This is a genomic window from Pauljensenia sp. UMB0895, from assembly GCF_030218905.1.
In the GTDB taxonomy this organism is placed as follows: Bacteria; Actinomycetota; Actinomycetes; order Actinomycetales; family Actinomycetaceae; genus Pauljensenia; species Pauljensenia turicensis_A.
Genome location: NZ_JASOQR010000004.1, coordinates 132379 through 146562, shown reverse-complemented (window position 1 = coordinate 146562; position 14184 = coordinate 132379). Strand labels below are relative to the sequence as shown.

Below are 14184 nucleotides of genomic sequence, written 5' to 3'. Positions count from 1 at the left end.
TTCCACGTTGCTTCACGTCAGATCGCGAATCGTCGCTTCTTTGCGACCTTGGGCTAGCGCATTTCGTGATCAAGGATCACAAAGCAGTTATTTTGTTACAAAAGAAAACATACTTGGATAAAGAGACATTCGCAACACCCTGCAAACATTTTCAAGCTACAACTTGATAACAAAAAACTGCGCCATCAGGAAAAATGGTTTTTGACCAATCCTTTACTTATGTAAAATTAGGTCTAATATCCCACTCTTGAAGCACTTGACAGTTTGTAAGTAATCAATAATGAAAGCTGGCACAGTCCGCCATCGCACTGCATCCCAGCTCTTCCCAATTGACGAGGCCGGCCACACTTCAAAGCCCCCAGCCTACTGAAAGGCCAGGGGCAAAGAAGTACCAGCTGATATCAGGCGCGGGAAGCCAGAACCTTCGCAGCCTGCTTCGCTGCACCGAGAGCAACGTATTCGCCGGGCTCGGGTAGTTCCACAACGGCATCTAGCATGTCTGCTGCCAGGGCCTGGACGGCTGTCGACTTCACGCCACCACCGACAATGAGCACCTTGTTCAACGGGACACCAAGCGCGCGCATGGCATCGAGCGCGTAGCGCATGAGGTTGAGCAGACCTTCAACCGTGGCGCGAGCAACGTGCGCACGGTCGGAGTTAGCCAACGTCATGCCGCGGAGCTCCGCCGTCGCATCGGGCAGGTTCGGGGTGCGTTCGCCTTCGAAGTAGGGGATCAGCTCGAGGCCTCCGGCATCCGGGACAGACAGGGCGTATTCGTCGAACTCTTTATAGTTCAGGCCGGTCACCTTCATCATCGCGTCGATAATGCGCGACGCATTGAGGGTGCACGCCAACGGTAGCCAGTTGCCCGACGCATCGGAGAATCCCGTCACCAGACCGGACGGATCAGCAACGGATGTTGCCGACACTGCTGCGACCACACCAGAGGTTCCGAGAGACAGCAGGGCACTGCCCGGCTCCAGGTCGACGCCCAGCGCAGAAGCAGCGTTATCGCCAGCGCCAGGGCCAAGGACAATGTCTCCCCAGCCACGCTCAGGGTCACCGTGACCGACCACGTCCCACGGACCAGCAATGGTCGGAAGAATGATAGAGGCAGCCGTGGCCTCGTCGATACGAAGCGCAGAGGCGAGAATATCGCGACGGTACGTCGGGATCTCGCGTGCCATGTAGCCGGTGCCCGACGCGTCGGAGCGGTCGGTTGCCAGCTGGTCCAACGCGGGCTTGCCCATGATGCGCCAGGTCAGATAATCGTGCGGAAGGCAGATTGCGGCGATCTTGGCGACATTCTCGGGCTCGTTATCGGCGAGCCAACGCAACTTGGTGACGGTCAACGATGCGACGGGAACGGAACCCGTGGCCTCGGCCCACCAGCTCGCGCCCTCAGAGCTGGCATCGTCGCGGTCATCGGTGCCACGTTCGCGAATAAGGTCGCGCGCAGCACCAGCCGAACGCGTGTCGTTCCACAGCAGGGCGGGACGGATGACGTTGCCGTCCTTATCCAGGCAGACCATGCCGTGCTGCTGACCGCCGACGGACAGGGCAGCCACATCGTCCAAACCGCCGGCACGTTCAAGGGCCTCCTCGAAGGCATCCCACCATTTTTCGGGATCAACTTCGGTGCCATCCGGGTGCGAGGCCTTGCCCTGGCGGACGATGGTGGACGTAGCGGGGTCGTAGATGACGACCTTGCAGGACTGGGTCGACGTATCAACACCGGCAACGTAGGGGCGAAGAGTGCTCATATATGCTCCAAAAGTAAGGGCTTTTCGAAGTGGCACCGATGCCACTTTTCCAAGCGAAGGAAGCGAAAGTACCCAAACGGGCGGTCACCAAAAGCTGGCGACCGCCCGTAAGGATAGTGTCGATCAGGCGCGGCCCAAAGTATCGACGATGTAGTTGTTAATCGTAGCCTTCACAGACTCGAGATGGTCCGACTTTGTGGCTGCAACCAGGTCAGCCTGCGGAATGTCGAGTGAGTGTGCTTCCAGCGAGGCGAGGGAGGCTGTGCCATCTTCGACCGTCGCACCGATGCCCGAATCGAAGGACGAGTAGCGCTCGGAGACGAGGTCTTCGATAAGTCCTTCTTCGTGCATGCGGGCTGCGACCAACAGGCCGGCTGCGTAGGAGTCCATGCCAACAACGTGGGCGCGGAACAGGTCCTCAGCGGTGAACGAGGTACGGCGCGGCTTGGCGTCAAAGTTCAGGCCACCGTGCGGGCCGATCTGGCCTTCTGCGAGGACCTCCCACATGACTGCGGTGGTCTCGTAGAGGTCTGACGGGAATTCGTCGATGTCCCAACCGATGAGCTTGTCGCCCTGGTTGGCATCGAGAGAACCGAGCATGCCAGCTTCGCGTGCCACGCGGATTTCGTGCTGGTAGGTGTGTCCAGCAAGGTTGGCGTGGTTGCCTTCGAGGTTCAGCTTGAAGTGATCTTGCAGGCCGTAGGTCTGGAGGAAGGCGATGGTGGTTGCTGCGTCGAAATCGTACTGGTGGCTCGTCGGCTCCTTCGGCTTCGGCTCGAGCATGAACTGAGCGTCGAGACCGATTTCCTTGGCGTAGTCAACGCACATCTGGAACATTGCTGCGATGTGGTCCTGCTCGCGCTTGAGGTCAGTGTTCCACAGGTTCTCGTACCCTTCGCGACCGCCCCAGAACACGTAGTTCTCTGCGCCCAGGCGCTTGGCGATTTCCAGGGAATGCTTCAGCTGTGCGCCGGCGTAGGAGTAGATCTCGGCGAACGGCGAGGTTGCTGCGCCGGAAACGAAGCGGCGGTTGGTGAACAGCGAAGAGGTGTTCCACAGGAGCTTGACGCCGGTTTCCTTCTGCTTTGCTTCGATCGCGTCGACAACCTTGTCGAGGTTTGCGTTGGTTTCGCGCAGGGTGTCGCCTTCGGGAGCGATGTCGCGGTCATGGAAGCAGAAGTAGTCAACGCCCAGCGCCTTGTAGAAGTCAAAGGCGTAGTCGACCTTGGCGAGTGCCAGATCGAGTGGCTTGGAGTACTTGCCATCGAAGGGGCGCTGCGCTGTGCCCTCACCGAAGGGATCGACGAGTTCGGCCTGGAAGGAGTGCCAGTAGGCAACACCGAAGCGCAGCCATTCGCGCATGGTCTTGCCGGCGACCACTCGCTCGGCGTCATAGTAGCGGAAACCAAGACCCTGACGGAGCGACGATGTTCCGACGAAGGGGATCTTGTCGATGTTCCAGAGATTCTCAGACATGGTTGCCTCTCAGAGATTCAGAGATCGATACGATCGCTTTTGTTACATAACAAAACATACTGTGTGAAATGTACTAGAGTCAAGAGCATGGCAGCAGCAATTCGTCGACACACGTCGGTTTCCCAGCGAGCACCCCAGCGCCCATCGGAGCGCGCAATGGCGGGCGTGAAGGCTGAAAGCCTGCGTGCAATGAACCTCTCCCTCGCCCTGCGACACATCCTTGCCGCACCCGGAGAGATCTCCCGATCAGGCATTTCTCAAGCAACAGGCATTACGCGAGCTACCATCTCGCGCCTCGTCGATGAACTCATCAACGCGGGCCTCGTTCTCGAACTTGAACCATCCATCGGCGGACGAGGCCGCCCAGCCAATCGACTCACACCAGCCCCAGGAAGGGCGGTCGCGCTGGGGCTCGAAGTCAATATTTCCGCCCTTGACGCTGTCATCATCGATCTCGGAGGCAACGAAATTGCACGAAATCGCATCGAAGGCGACTTTGCGAACTCCGATCACGTCGAAGTGATGACCTCACTGGCCGACATGGCACACGCTCTCGTCGAGGAACATCTTCCCGATGGAGCAATTTTCCTCGGCAGTGGATTGGCTCTTCCAGGCCTCGTATCCCCCGACCGACTGGCACTCGCACCCAACTTGGGATGGCGCGACATTCCCCTAGAGAAGCTGCTCGCTCCCCTATCGGACCTCTACCCCGCGATCGTTGCCAACGAAGCCGACCTGGCCGCCTTCGCTGTCGCACACCCACTTCCCGGCGTTCCCTCGGGGCCCGCGTCATTCGTCTACATATCGGGCGAAGTTGGCATCGGCGCCGGCATCATTGTCGACCATCGTCCGTTCAGCGGAGCACACGGGTGGTCCGGCGAAATCGGCCACATCTGCGCAGACCCTTCCGGTCCCCTCTGCTCGTGCGGGACTACCGGTTGCCTCGAGGCATACCTCGGTCTGCGCGCCCTCGCTGAGCGCTCCGGACTTGATCGCCACGCAACCGTTGAAGACATTCGCAAGGCGGCAGAAAACGGTTCGAAGCAAGCACGTGAAGCCCTCGAAGAAGGCGGAGCAGCCCTTGGTCGAGCGCTTTCAGCCGTCATCAACTCTGCGGACATCCCGCTGGTTCTGCTCGGCGGAATTGTCGCTGAACTGAGCGAATGGCTTGTGCCCGCAGCTGAAAAGGAAATCGAAACCCGCGTTCTTCAATACGCCTGGTCTCAGCCGAAACTCGAAGTAATCCGAGATTCCCAAGGTCTTGACTCGCGCGGAGCGGCATATCGAATTCTGCAGCGCTTGGTCGATGACCCCATGGCATGGACAGCATGACAAACTCCGCAGAACATCACGGTTTTCTTTCAGGGTGTCGCAATTTCACTCAATGTGCGGGTTAATCTGTATCCATGATCGGAGATGAGAAACCCCGCCCACGCCTTGTTGACGTCGCTCAAGTGGCAGGCGTTTCAGTTTCCACAGCTTCACGCGCTCTAGGACGAGGTTCCGAGCTCATCGGTGCGCAAACGCGCGACCACGTTCGAGAGGTCGCACGCAAACTAGGCTACCGAGTGAACCCCGTCGCCAGATCTCTTCGCCTAGCCAAAACGAAGCAGATCGGCATGCTCGTCCCTTCGATCTCCAACCCGTTCTACACGGACCTCATTGTTCAAGTCGAGCACCACTTATCCCAGCGCGGCCTTTCCCTGCTCATTTCCGATGCGGAAATGTCTGTCACTACGGAAGACTTGAAGCTTCGCTCATTCGAAGGGGGTTCAGTAGACGGTCTGATCATCGTGCCCTGTCACGAATCTTTCTCAACGCCCTCCCTAGAGCGCGCGGCAGCCTTGGTGCCAACCGTCCAGCTCGACAGAGCCGTCTCTTTGCCTCACATCCCATTCGTTGGTGTTGACGACGCGCACGGCGTTCGCGAGGTTCTAGGACACCTGAAGGAACGCGGAGCACGTCGCATCGCGATGCTGTCGAATACGGGCTCTGATCTATCATCCGTTAAGCGTGTGACCGAAGCGCGCCGGGCTGCTCCCGAGTTCGGGATGGAACTTGCGGACAGCGATGTCCTTGAATGCAACCATTCCGTCGAATCGGCACGTAGCGCAGTTTCAACATTAATCAACGGGGGAAATCACTGGGACGCGATCGTGTGTCTGAACGATCTTCTTGCCATCGGCGCAATTACAGAGCTTCGTCATCGTGGCTTCGGTATTCCCGAGGACATCATGGTCACCGGCTTTGACGATATTCAGTTCGCCGAACTGATGCGCCCATCAGTGACTACGCTACGCCAACCTCTTCCGGAAATTGCACGCCAGGGTGTAGAGCTTCTCCTTGACGAGTCGGACTCTGAGTTGCCCAAGCGTATCTTGGTTAAAGGTGAGCTGGTCATCCGACAGTCGACGATCCCAGAATTTTAAACGGTCCGCAGCTGTACACAATCCCGAGGTTGAACAGGCCCAAGGGTTAAAAAGCCCAGAGTTTTAGAACACCACTTTCTGAGCACAGTCGTCCGCGACCTTATCGGCATACTCGTACCGGCCTCGCGGCACCGTAGCACCTTGACCTATACAGCAATCGGCGGGCCCACCACTGTCATGATGGACCCGCCGATTTCAGTTCAGACGATGTTCAAACCGTCAGGATCTACGTATCTGAGGCTCAGTACGCAAGACCCTTCGGTTCGTCTGCCAGCACTGCCGACTGCGGGTTAACAACCTCGAAACCGTTTGCCTTATAGGCCTCGTAGTCGAAGTTCTCGCACTCGTCAAAGCCAATGCGGTGGTAGGCGTAGAAGCCTTCCCAATCTTCGTAACCGCTGCCAAGCTCCGACTCGAGGAATGCATCCGCCATGGCCATACCCTTACGTTCAGCGATGTAGAAAGCGCCCATGGCCAGCAGGTTTGCGCTGTTTGCGGCAGCTGCGCGACGAGCTGACGCAACGGATTCGCAGACGGCTGCGTGAACGTGAGGAACCTTTGAGGCTGCGATGTGGATACCCATGCCGGTGCCACAGAATGCCAGTGCTCGCTCGAATTCACCTTCGGCGATCTTCGCACCCAGAGCAAAACCGACTCTGTGATACATGGGAGTCTTATCAAGGTCCGGCGTAATGTCGGTGACGGTCCACCCACGATCCTGAAGGTGCTTCTTCACGGCCTCCTTCAGAGGGAAACCAGCGAAGTCGGCGCCGACGACAACGTGCTTGCTTCGTACGGTCTTCATTACTTCTTCCTTCCCGCAAGGAGGCCCTTGAAGGGGTTCTTGCCGTTGAATTCATTCATGCTGATAACGAACAGCAGGACGCCGCCCCAGATGAGGGGTCGGTAGAAATTGGAGATATTCGGGAACATGTTGAGGCCCGAAGACAGGACCTGCAGCACGAGGATCGCCATGACGACGCCGGCAATTCGACCACGGCCACCGTTGGGGTTCACGCCACCGAGGACGACGATCAGAACGGTCAGCAGTGTGTAGCTTGCGCCGTAGTCGGCCTTCGCGGAGTTGTAGTTCGCCAGCATGACAATGCCTGCGACGGCTGCCATGATGCCCGACAGGATGTAGGTGCGCATCAGCAAGCTGGTGATCTTCAGACCGGCAAAACGTGCCGCGGTTTCGTTCGTGCCGATCATCAGGATCTTGGTGCCAAAGCCGGTCAGGGTAAGGATCAGGCCGACGATGACGCAGCAGATGATGAAGATGACAAGCGGCATGGGGACAAGACCGCCCAGATGGGCTGCGAATACCGAACCGAATGCGTCGGGCACGCCTGAAACGGGCTTACCTTCAGTCAGGATGATGGCGACACCACCGAAGAGTTCGAGTGTGCCCAGTGTTGCGAGGATTGGTGGAATCTTCAGCATGGAGACGAGCATGCCGTTGATGGCACCGCAAATTGTGCCAACAAGCAGTGCGATAACCAGTGCGATCACGACGGCGAGACCTGCTTGGCCACCACCATCGCCGGTGAGCATTGCTCGCAGGACAAGGGCTGCGCTAATCGATGTCACGTTTGCGATTGCCACGACCGAGAGGTCGATGCCTGCGGTGAACATGGTCAGCATGACGCCCAGAGCCATCAGACCGAATTCAGGGAACTGGATTGCCATCGACTGCCAGGTACGCAGGGCGAAGAAGGGGCCCGGGCGAATCACGGCGAAGAAGATGAGGAGCAGAGCGAAGACGATGACGAGCCTCGTCATGTAGGCATCCTTCGTCATGAAGGACGGGAGTGCGAAAGAACGCTTCTTTACGGATTCAGTAGTCATTTCGCGCTCTCCTTTCACAGAATCGAGGCTCGTTGCTTGCGGCTACGAGCAACCTGGATTGCTGAAACGCCGGTACCAACGATGATCAGCAGGCCGAGCGCGAAGCCCTGCCAGAAGGTGGGAATACCGGTCAGAATCATGGAGTTCTGAACGATGACGATCAGCAGGGTGCCAAGCACGACACCGGTCAGGGAGCCGGTACCACCGGTAATGGCGGTTCCACCAAGGACGACGGCCGCGATGACCATCATTTCCATACCAAGCAGGTTGGTCGGGTGCATCTGACCCATGGAGGTCGTACGAACCATGCCCGCGAGTGCGGCGATGACACCAACGATGACGTAGAGCCAGAACTTGGTGCGACGGACCTTGAAGCCTGCTCGTTCTGCTGCGGATTCATCGCCACCGATGGCGAAGATGCCACGACCGAACATCGTGTATCGGGTGATGAAGTAGGCAATGGCCAGGACAACCACGAAGATGAGGAAGCTGGTCGGCATCGCGGACTGGAGTCCGGATTGCGTGTTCGTCACCGTAAACAGTGAGCTAGCGCCGAAGGTCTTCATGGATTCGGGAATGTTCGGGATCTGCACCGAGTTCAGTGCGCCCTGCATGACACCGGAGAAGACGTTCGAGGTGCCGAGCGTGATGATCAGCGTGGGAACGGTCAGCCACGAGGTGAAGATACCGTTGAAGGCACCAAGCAGTGCACCAAGGAGCATTGCCATCAGGAAGGGGACGATGACCGGTCCGTTGAATCCCTGATCGACAAGGAAACGCGTAGTTGCGTAAACGGCAAGCGATGCGAGGGCCGGGAAGGACACGTCGATGCCACCAGAAACCAGAACAAGGTGGGCGGCGACGGCGAAGAGTCCGGGGACGACCATTGCGTTTGCCAGGTCAACAAGGTTGTTTGCCGTGAAGAACTGACCGCTTCGTGCCTGGATGACGAGTGCGAGGGCAACGATAACCAGGAAAACCCAGAATTCGTTGGCTCGCAGGATCTTTGTTTTAAGAGACGTCATGTTCATCACGCTCCTTGAGTAGCAACGTCACGCGACATCAGTTCGCCGAGTTCGGCTTCGGATGTCTGGGCGGGGTCGATCGATTCACGGATTCGGCCAGCACGCATGATGAGGACCTTCGAGCAGTTCGTCAGAACTTCCGCGATGTCGTCAGAGATGATGACGATGGCCATACCTTCGCGTGCGAGGCGCTGAAGGATGGAGTGAATCGTGTACTTGGAACCGATATCAACGCCGACCGTCGGACCGTTGAGGATCAGGACATCCGGTTTCGTTGCAAGCCACTTGGCAAGAACGACCTTCTGCTGATTACCACCGGAGAGAGTGGAGACCGCGTTGTCAGGATCGGGGGTCGCGACCTCGAGGTCTTTGACCCAACGCTTCTCTTCTTCGGCGATGCGCTTCTTATCGAGAACACCGAGTGCGCCAGCGAATTCGTCCATTTCTGAGATGACAATGTTTTCGCCGATGGAGCGTGACAGGAAGAGACCTTCTGTCAGTCGGTCTTCGGGGACCAGTGCGATACCGGCATCAATCGCGTCTTGGATGGACTTCAGGGTGACGGTCTTGCCGTTGATGGCGATCGATCCGGCATTCGTGGGCAGGGCTCCGAACAGCGCAAGAGCGAGTTCGGTACGGCCAGAGCCGAGCAGACCCGTAATACCCAGGATTTCGCCACCATGGAGCGAGAAGTTCACGCCTTCGAAAGCCCCTTCTGAGCCCAGATCCTTGACCTCAAGGACGGGGTTTTCGGTCAAGGTTGATGCTTCGAAGCGAGTTTCGTCGAATTCCTTGCCCGTCATGTACTTAGCGAACTTGTGACGGTCAAGTTCGGATGAGTCGCAGGTGATGACCTTTTCGCCGGAGCGCAGGATCGTGAAACGTTCGGAGATTTCGAAAACTTCTTCGAGCTTGTGCGAAACGAAGAGGATCGCAATACCGCGTGCTTTCAGATCGGAGATGATCTTGAAGAGGGCGTTGACCTCGTTCTTCGTCAGTGCCGTTGTGGGCTCGTCCATGATGATGAGCTTGGCGTCTGACATGAGTGCACGGCAGATCGCGACCAGCTGCTTGTCAGCAACCGAAAGGTCGCCGACGCGCGCATCAAGGTCGACATTGAAACCGATCTTGGCAACTGCTTCTTCAGCGATCTTCCTCAATCGCTTCCAATTAACGAGCTTTCGTCCGGCTGCGACCTCCGTCGTCATAGCAAGGTTTTCCATAACCGACAGGTTCGGGAAGACGGAGAAGTCCTGATAGATAACCTGGACGCCCGCGTCGATCGCTTCGAGCGGCGTCATCTTGGTCCAAGATTTTCCGTTAATTTCGATGGTTCCCGAGTCGGGCTCGTGGACACCAGAAATCACTTTAATAAGCGTTGATTTTCCGCAGCCATTCTCGCCGGCAAGACAGTGGATTTCACCGGGAGCGATGTCAAGATTGATGTCGTGAAGAGCGTGCACACCAGCAAAAGACTTGTTGATGTTCTTCACTGAAATAAGCGGCGTTGTCATAAATCGATTCCTTCCAGCCCGCATTTAGCGCATAGAGATACGCGATCGCGATTTCAGTGCTTCAACAGCATCGGTGCTGAGCAAAGAAGCTCAGCACCGATGCCGAGGAGCTATCAGAAGCCGAAGCTATCGACGTTGTCCTTGGTGATCTGGATCCAGCCGTTGCCTTCCAGAACCTTGTCGGAACCCTCGGAGAAGTGCATCTCTTCATAGCCCTTGACGCCTAGGTTGACACCGTCAGTGATCTTTTCACCGTTCAGGATCTTGGTGGCGAGTGCTGCCATTGCGTAGCCAGCATCTGCCGGATCCCACAGGGTCAGTGCTGCAACGAGGCCCTTATCGAGGATTTCCTTGTTGGCTGCCGGCATGCCGGTACCTGCGGTGAAGACCTTGTCCTTCAGGCCAAGTTCGTCAATTGCACGTGCAACGCCGGGAGCGTCGAACGAGGAGGTGCCCAGGATGCCCTTAATCTCGGGGTACTTCTTGAGAACTTCCTTGGCGACCTGGTAGGCGGTTTCGCCGTTGTCTTGAGACTCAACACGAGGTTCTGCCTCGAGCAGGGTCATGTTCGGGTAGGCCTCCTTCTGACGTGCAACTGCACCGTCAGCCCATTCGTTGTGGGAAGCGTTCGTCACGTGGCCGACCATCGTGGTGTAGGTGCCTTCTTCGCCCATGGCTTGCGCAAGGTTGTCCATGATGAATGCGCCGTACTTGGCGTTGTTGAAGGCTTCGATGTCATACATCGTGTTTTCCTGCGACGCACCTTCGTGTGTCACAACAACGATGCCTGCATCCCTTGCTTCCTTGAGGGCGGGCTCAATTGCGCCCGGATCAACCGGAACGACGCCGATTGCGTCAACGCCCTGCGCAATGAGGTCCTGGATGACCTGCGCCTGCATGGTGGCGTCAGTTTCCGATGGGCCCTTCTGGAACACGTTCATGCCTGTGTCGGCTGCGTACTTCTGAACGCCGGTCTCCATACGGACGAACCACGGGTTGGTGGCGTCCTTAGGAACGATGGCGATCGTGTAGTCGCCGTCACCCGATCCGCTTGCTGCGCCGGAGGCTGCAGTATCACCCGCACCACCGGAGCACGCTGCAAGTGCAAGTGCTGAAGTGAGAACGATTGCACTAGCGGCTACAATACGAGACTTCATGTTGACTCCTTGAGATTCACATCCACATTGATGAGGATCGTTGCACACGAGGTGCGTGGATCATTTCGTTGCATCACACCGCCATCATTAGCGGTATGTCATGCGCGAATGATCGACCAAATAGACAGCTATCCATCTGATCGTTCGTACGAACATGCTCGATGGTATATTGCACAGCACACACGAAGCAACCTTCTTCGCATGATGTTGTGCAATCGTTATCAAAGCCCAAATACCCGCGATGTTGCTAGGTTAGATCCGACCTCGGAAAGCCAGGCAGAGAACTCTTGCGCATCACGGTAGGATTTCTGAGTACCGCGACCCGTCACCGACAGTGCCGCGTATGCGTTTGCCAGTTCCAGAGCTTCGGCTTCGTTGAGCCCCTCAGACAAACAGTGCGAGAAACACCCAATGAAGGCATCGCCCGCGCCGGTTGTGTCAATCGCCTTCGCCGGGAATTGCTCCAAGCGAACGTCTCCCCCGTCAGCGGAGAGCCACCAGACTCCTCGAGACCCGAGCGTGACGATGACGTTTGTGCATCCGGCATCCAAAAGGACTTGCGCTGCAACACGAACCTCATCGTCGGTGGACGTCGGCAGTCCGGTCAGTAGCTCGAGCTCTGTCTCGTTGGGCATGACGTACTGGCACTTCGCCGCGAGCGCCAAGTCGAGTTCCTTCGTTGCGGGCGCGGGGTTAAGAAGAACCGGAATACCAAGACGGTTACCCAGAGCGATTGCAGCCTTCACGGTTTCGAACGCGATTTCCAGCTGAAGAACAATCAGTGAGCATTCACTGATCGCGTCGGCGGCCTCTTCAAGGTCCTCCGGGGTCAGACCTTTGTTCGCACCCTTGACGATGATGATGGAGTTATGTGATTCCTGGTCAACGAAGATCGGGGCAACGCCGGATGTTCCGTGAACCTGCTTCACAAACGAGGTGTCGATGTCGTTGTTTCGGTAGTTCTGCAGGTAGGTCTCACCGAACGCATCGTCACCAACGCAGGTCACCATCGTGACTTTGGTGCCGAGTTTTGCGGCTGCGATTGCTTGGTTTGATCCTTTTCCGCCGAACCCGATCTCGAAGTCGAGGGCTTCGATGGTTTCGCCTTCGACGGGCATGCGGGTGATGTACGTGATCAGATCAGTGTTGTTCGAACCGATGACTGCGATGCTCATGGAACCACCTTGGTAAAGAGGTTGAGGGGTTAAGAGCGTATTTATGGGCGACGATGCCCACGTTTAACGCTGGATGAAATGATCCTAGCGCAAACGTTTGCGTTCTGTCATCCACTTGTCGTGTTGTTCTTCGTCGGAATCATTTCGTTATGAAATCCGCTTCGTCGTGCTCACCTTCAGCAGAAAAGAAGAACGAGGCTGCCCGCGCCTGCTGAAGCTGTGCGCCTCATTGGTGGACGCGGCCTCGTACCCCTCATCCTTGATGATTACCCTTGGTACTCGTGGCGCTTAGCTTCTAAGCGACGCTTCACTCCCCCGTTTGTCCATAACCGCCCGCCCTATTCACTATGGGCACTCAATAGTGGCAGACTAAGAACCAGTGTTGCCTCGGTCACGACCATACAACGCTGGCTCACCGCATCCACGCGATGAGCAACCAAACCAAGAGAAGGAAGGTCCAGTGAGCACGCAAGCGCAGAATCCGGACAGCAATCAGCAGGGAAACCGACTCGACCCGTGGTTTAACGCCTACGCAGAGCGAGCTCACAACCTGCGAGCTTCCGAGATTCGCGCACTGTTCTCCGTCGTCTCACGACCCGAAGTTGTCTCCCTTGCCGGTGGCATGCCGAACCTGAAGGACCTCCCCCTCGACCAGCTCGCTGAATCAGCGAAGCGCCTGATCTCAGCGCACGGTGCCCAGGCCATGCAGTACGGCTCGGGTCAAGGCTGGGAAGTTCTGCGCGAGCGCATCACCGAAGTCATGAGCTACGACGGAATCGTCGGCGCTGATCCCGACGACGTTGTCATCACCACCGGGTCGCAACAGGCTCTCGACCTGATGACTGAACTCTTCATCGATCCGGGCGACGTCATTCTGTGTGAAGCACCATCGTACGTTGGTGCACTTGGCGTGTTCCGTGCCCGTCAGGCCGATATCGCGCACGTCCCCATGGACGACAAGGGCATCATCCCGACCGAACTAGAACGCGTCATCCGCGAGGTCCGCGCATCAGGTCGCACCATCAAGATGCTCTACACCATCCCGAACTTCCACAACCCGATGGGTGTCACCCTGTCGCTGGAACGTCGCCCGCAAATCACCGAGATCTGCATGCGCGAAGGCGTCCTCATCATGGAAGACAACCCCTACGGTCTGCTCGGCTTCCACTCCGACCCCATGCCGGCACTGAAGAGCTTCTCCCCCGAAGGCGTCGTCTACCTCGGCTCCTTCTCGAAGATGTTCGCCCCGGGCTTCCGCATCGGCTGGGCCTACGCACCACACGCCATCCGCGACAAGCTGGTTCTCGCATCCGAATCCGCGATCCTCTCCCCCTCGATGATCGGCCAGATGGCTATCGCCGACTACCTGTCCAGCTACGACTGGTATTCACAGGTCAAGACGTTCCGCGCCATGTACGCCGAACGTTGCCAGGCCATGATGGACGCCCTCGAGGAATTCATGCCAGACTGCGAGTGGACCCATCCCGACGGCGGCTTCTACACATGGGTCACACTCCCCGAGGGCCTCGACGCTAAGTCCATGCTCCCTCGCGCAGTTCGCGCCCAGGTTGCCTACGTGTCCGGCACCGCGTTCTACTACAACGGCGAAGGCGCCGACCACATGCGCCTCTCCTTCTGCTACCCGACTCCCGAGCGTATTCGCGAGGGCGTCAGGCGACTTGCCACCGTCGTGAACGCAGAGAAGGAACTGGTCGACATGTTCGGTGCCGGCTTCCACCGTCGGAACATCGATGACGTTGGCCCAGGTGTAGCACCCGCACCAAACACACTCTGACC

Annotated in this window: 11 protein-coding genes; 3 read left to right on the top strand and 8 right to left on the bottom strand. The window is 57.6% G+C overall.

Features of this window, described 5'->3' with window-relative positions; translation table 11 throughout:
* Nucleotides 1-401: 401 nt before the first annotated feature.
* Together QP503_RS03820 and xylA are read right to left on the bottom strand one after the other, a co-directional pair.
* Entirely contained in the window at nt 402-1763 is a 1362-nt protein-coding gene (locus QP503_RS03820) for a xylulokinase (protein WP_285101256.1), read from the bottom strand.
* 123 nt (nt 1764-1886) lie between these two features.
* The gene (xylA, locus tag QP503_RS03815) at nt 1887-3239 is read right to left on the bottom strand and encodes a xylose isomerase (protein ID WP_006680573.1); all 1353 of its coding nucleotides are present in this window, start codon (nt 3237-3239) and stop codon (nt 1887-1889) included.
* Between the two features lie 87 nt (nt 3240-3326).
* On the opposite strand from xylA, the gene QP503_RS03810 reads away from it, so the two are divergent.
* Together QP503_RS03810 and QP503_RS03805 are read left to right on the top strand one after the other, a co-directional pair.
* Entirely contained in the window at nt 3327-4571 is a 1245-nt protein-coding gene (locus tag QP503_RS03810) for an ROK family transcriptional regulator (protein WP_179370079.1), read from the top strand.
* Nucleotides 4572-4645: 74 nt separating this feature from the next.
* A complete protein-coding gene (locus tag QP503_RS03805) occupies nt 4646-5668 on the top strand; it encodes a LacI family DNA-binding transcriptional regulator (RefSeq protein WP_285084410.1) in 1023 nt (340 codons plus the stop codon).
* Between the two features lie 241 nt (nt 5669-5909).
* Here the strand turns inward: QP503_RS03805 and QP503_RS03800 are convergent, their stop codons facing one another.
* From QP503_RS03800 to rbsK, 6 genes are all read right to left on the bottom strand, one after another.
* Complete coding sequence (locus tag QP503_RS03800; protein ID WP_006680577.1) at nt 5910-6473, bottom strand: RpiB/LacA/LacB family sugar-phosphate isomerase; 564 nt, start codon at nt 6471-6473, stop codon at nt 5910-5912.
* Nucleotides 6473-7516 carry an ABC transporter permease gene (locus QP503_RS03795; RefSeq protein ID WP_006680578.1) on the bottom strand — a complete coding sequence of 348 codons (1044 nt, stop codon included), beginning with the start codon at nt 7514-7516 and terminating at the stop codon, nt 6473-6475. The genes QP503_RS03800 and QP503_RS03795 overlap by 1 nt, the downstream gene beginning before the upstream one ends.
* Before the next feature lie 14 nt (nt 7517-7530).
* Nucleotides 7531-8541, bottom strand: a complete 1011-nt coding sequence (locus QP503_RS03790) for an ABC transporter permease (protein ID WP_006680579.1) — start codon at nt 8539-8541, stop codon at nt 7531-7533.
* 5 nt (nt 8542-8546) lie between these two features.
* Nucleotides 8547-10055, bottom strand: coding sequence for a sugar ABC transporter ATP-binding protein (locus tag QP503_RS03785; RefSeq protein ID WP_006680580.1), 1509 nt, complete (start codon nt 10053-10055; stop codon nt 8547-8549).
* A gap of 113 nt (nt 10056-10168) precedes the next feature.
* On the bottom strand, nt 10169-11212 hold the full coding sequence (locus tag QP503_RS03780) for an autoinducer 2 ABC transporter substrate-binding protein (protein ID WP_179370082.1): 1044 nt from the start codon (nt 11210-11212) through the stop codon (nt 10169-10171).
* Between the two features lie 221 nt (nt 11213-11433).
* Entirely contained in the window at nt 11434-12387 is a 954-nt protein-coding gene (gene rbsK, locus QP503_RS03775; protein ID WP_006680582.1) for a ribokinase, read from the bottom strand.
* Nucleotides 12388-12847: 460 nt separating this feature from the next.
* Between rbsK and QP503_RS03770 the strand changes: the two genes are divergently transcribed.
* The gene (locus QP503_RS03770) at nt 12848-14182 is read left to right on the top strand and encodes an aminotransferase-like domain-containing protein (protein ID WP_285101255.1); all 1335 of its coding nucleotides are present in this window, start codon (nt 12848-12850) and stop codon (nt 14180-14182) included.
* Nucleotides 14183-14184 lie beyond the last annotated feature (2 nt).

Bases quoted from the DNA above. Each gene is read 5' to 3' on its own strand.
- rbsK (WP_006680582.1), bottom strand. From the start codon at position 12,387: ATGAGCATCGCAGTCATCGGTTCGAACAACACTGATCTGATCACGTAC.
- QP503_RS03785 (WP_006680580.1), bottom strand. From the start codon at position 10,055: ATGACAACGCCGCTTATTTCAGTGAAGAACATCAACAAGTCTTTTGCT.
- QP503_RS03810 (WP_179370079.1), top strand. From the start codon at position 3,327: ATGGCAGCAGCAATTCGTCGACACACGTCGGTTTCCCAGCGAGCACCC.
- xylA (WP_006680573.1), bottom strand. From the start codon at position 3,239: ATGTCTGAGAATCTCTGGAACATCGACAAGATCCCCTTCGTCGGAACA.
- QP503_RS03780 (WP_179370082.1), bottom strand. From the start codon at position 11,212: ATGAAGTCTCGTATTGTAGCCGCTAGTGCAATCGTTCTCACTTCAGCA.
- QP503_RS03790 (WP_006680579.1), bottom strand. From the start codon at position 8,541: ATGACGTCTCTTAAAACAAAGATCCTGCGAGCCAACGAATTCTGGGTT.
- QP503_RS03820 (WP_285101256.1), bottom strand. From the start codon at position 1,763: ATGAGCACTCTTCGCCCCTACGTTGCCGGTGTTGATACGTCGACCCAG.
- QP503_RS03800 (WP_006680577.1), bottom strand. From the start codon at position 6,473: ATGAAGACCGTACGAAGCAAGCACGTTGTCGTCGGCGCCGACTTCGCT.
- QP503_RS03805 (WP_285084410.1), top strand. From the start codon at position 4,646: ATGATCGGAGATGAGAAACCCCGCCCACGCCTTGTTGACGTCGCTCAA.
- QP503_RS03795 (WP_006680578.1), bottom strand. From the start codon at position 7,516: ATGACTACTGAATCCGTAAAGAAGCGTTCTTTCGCACTCCCGTCCTTC.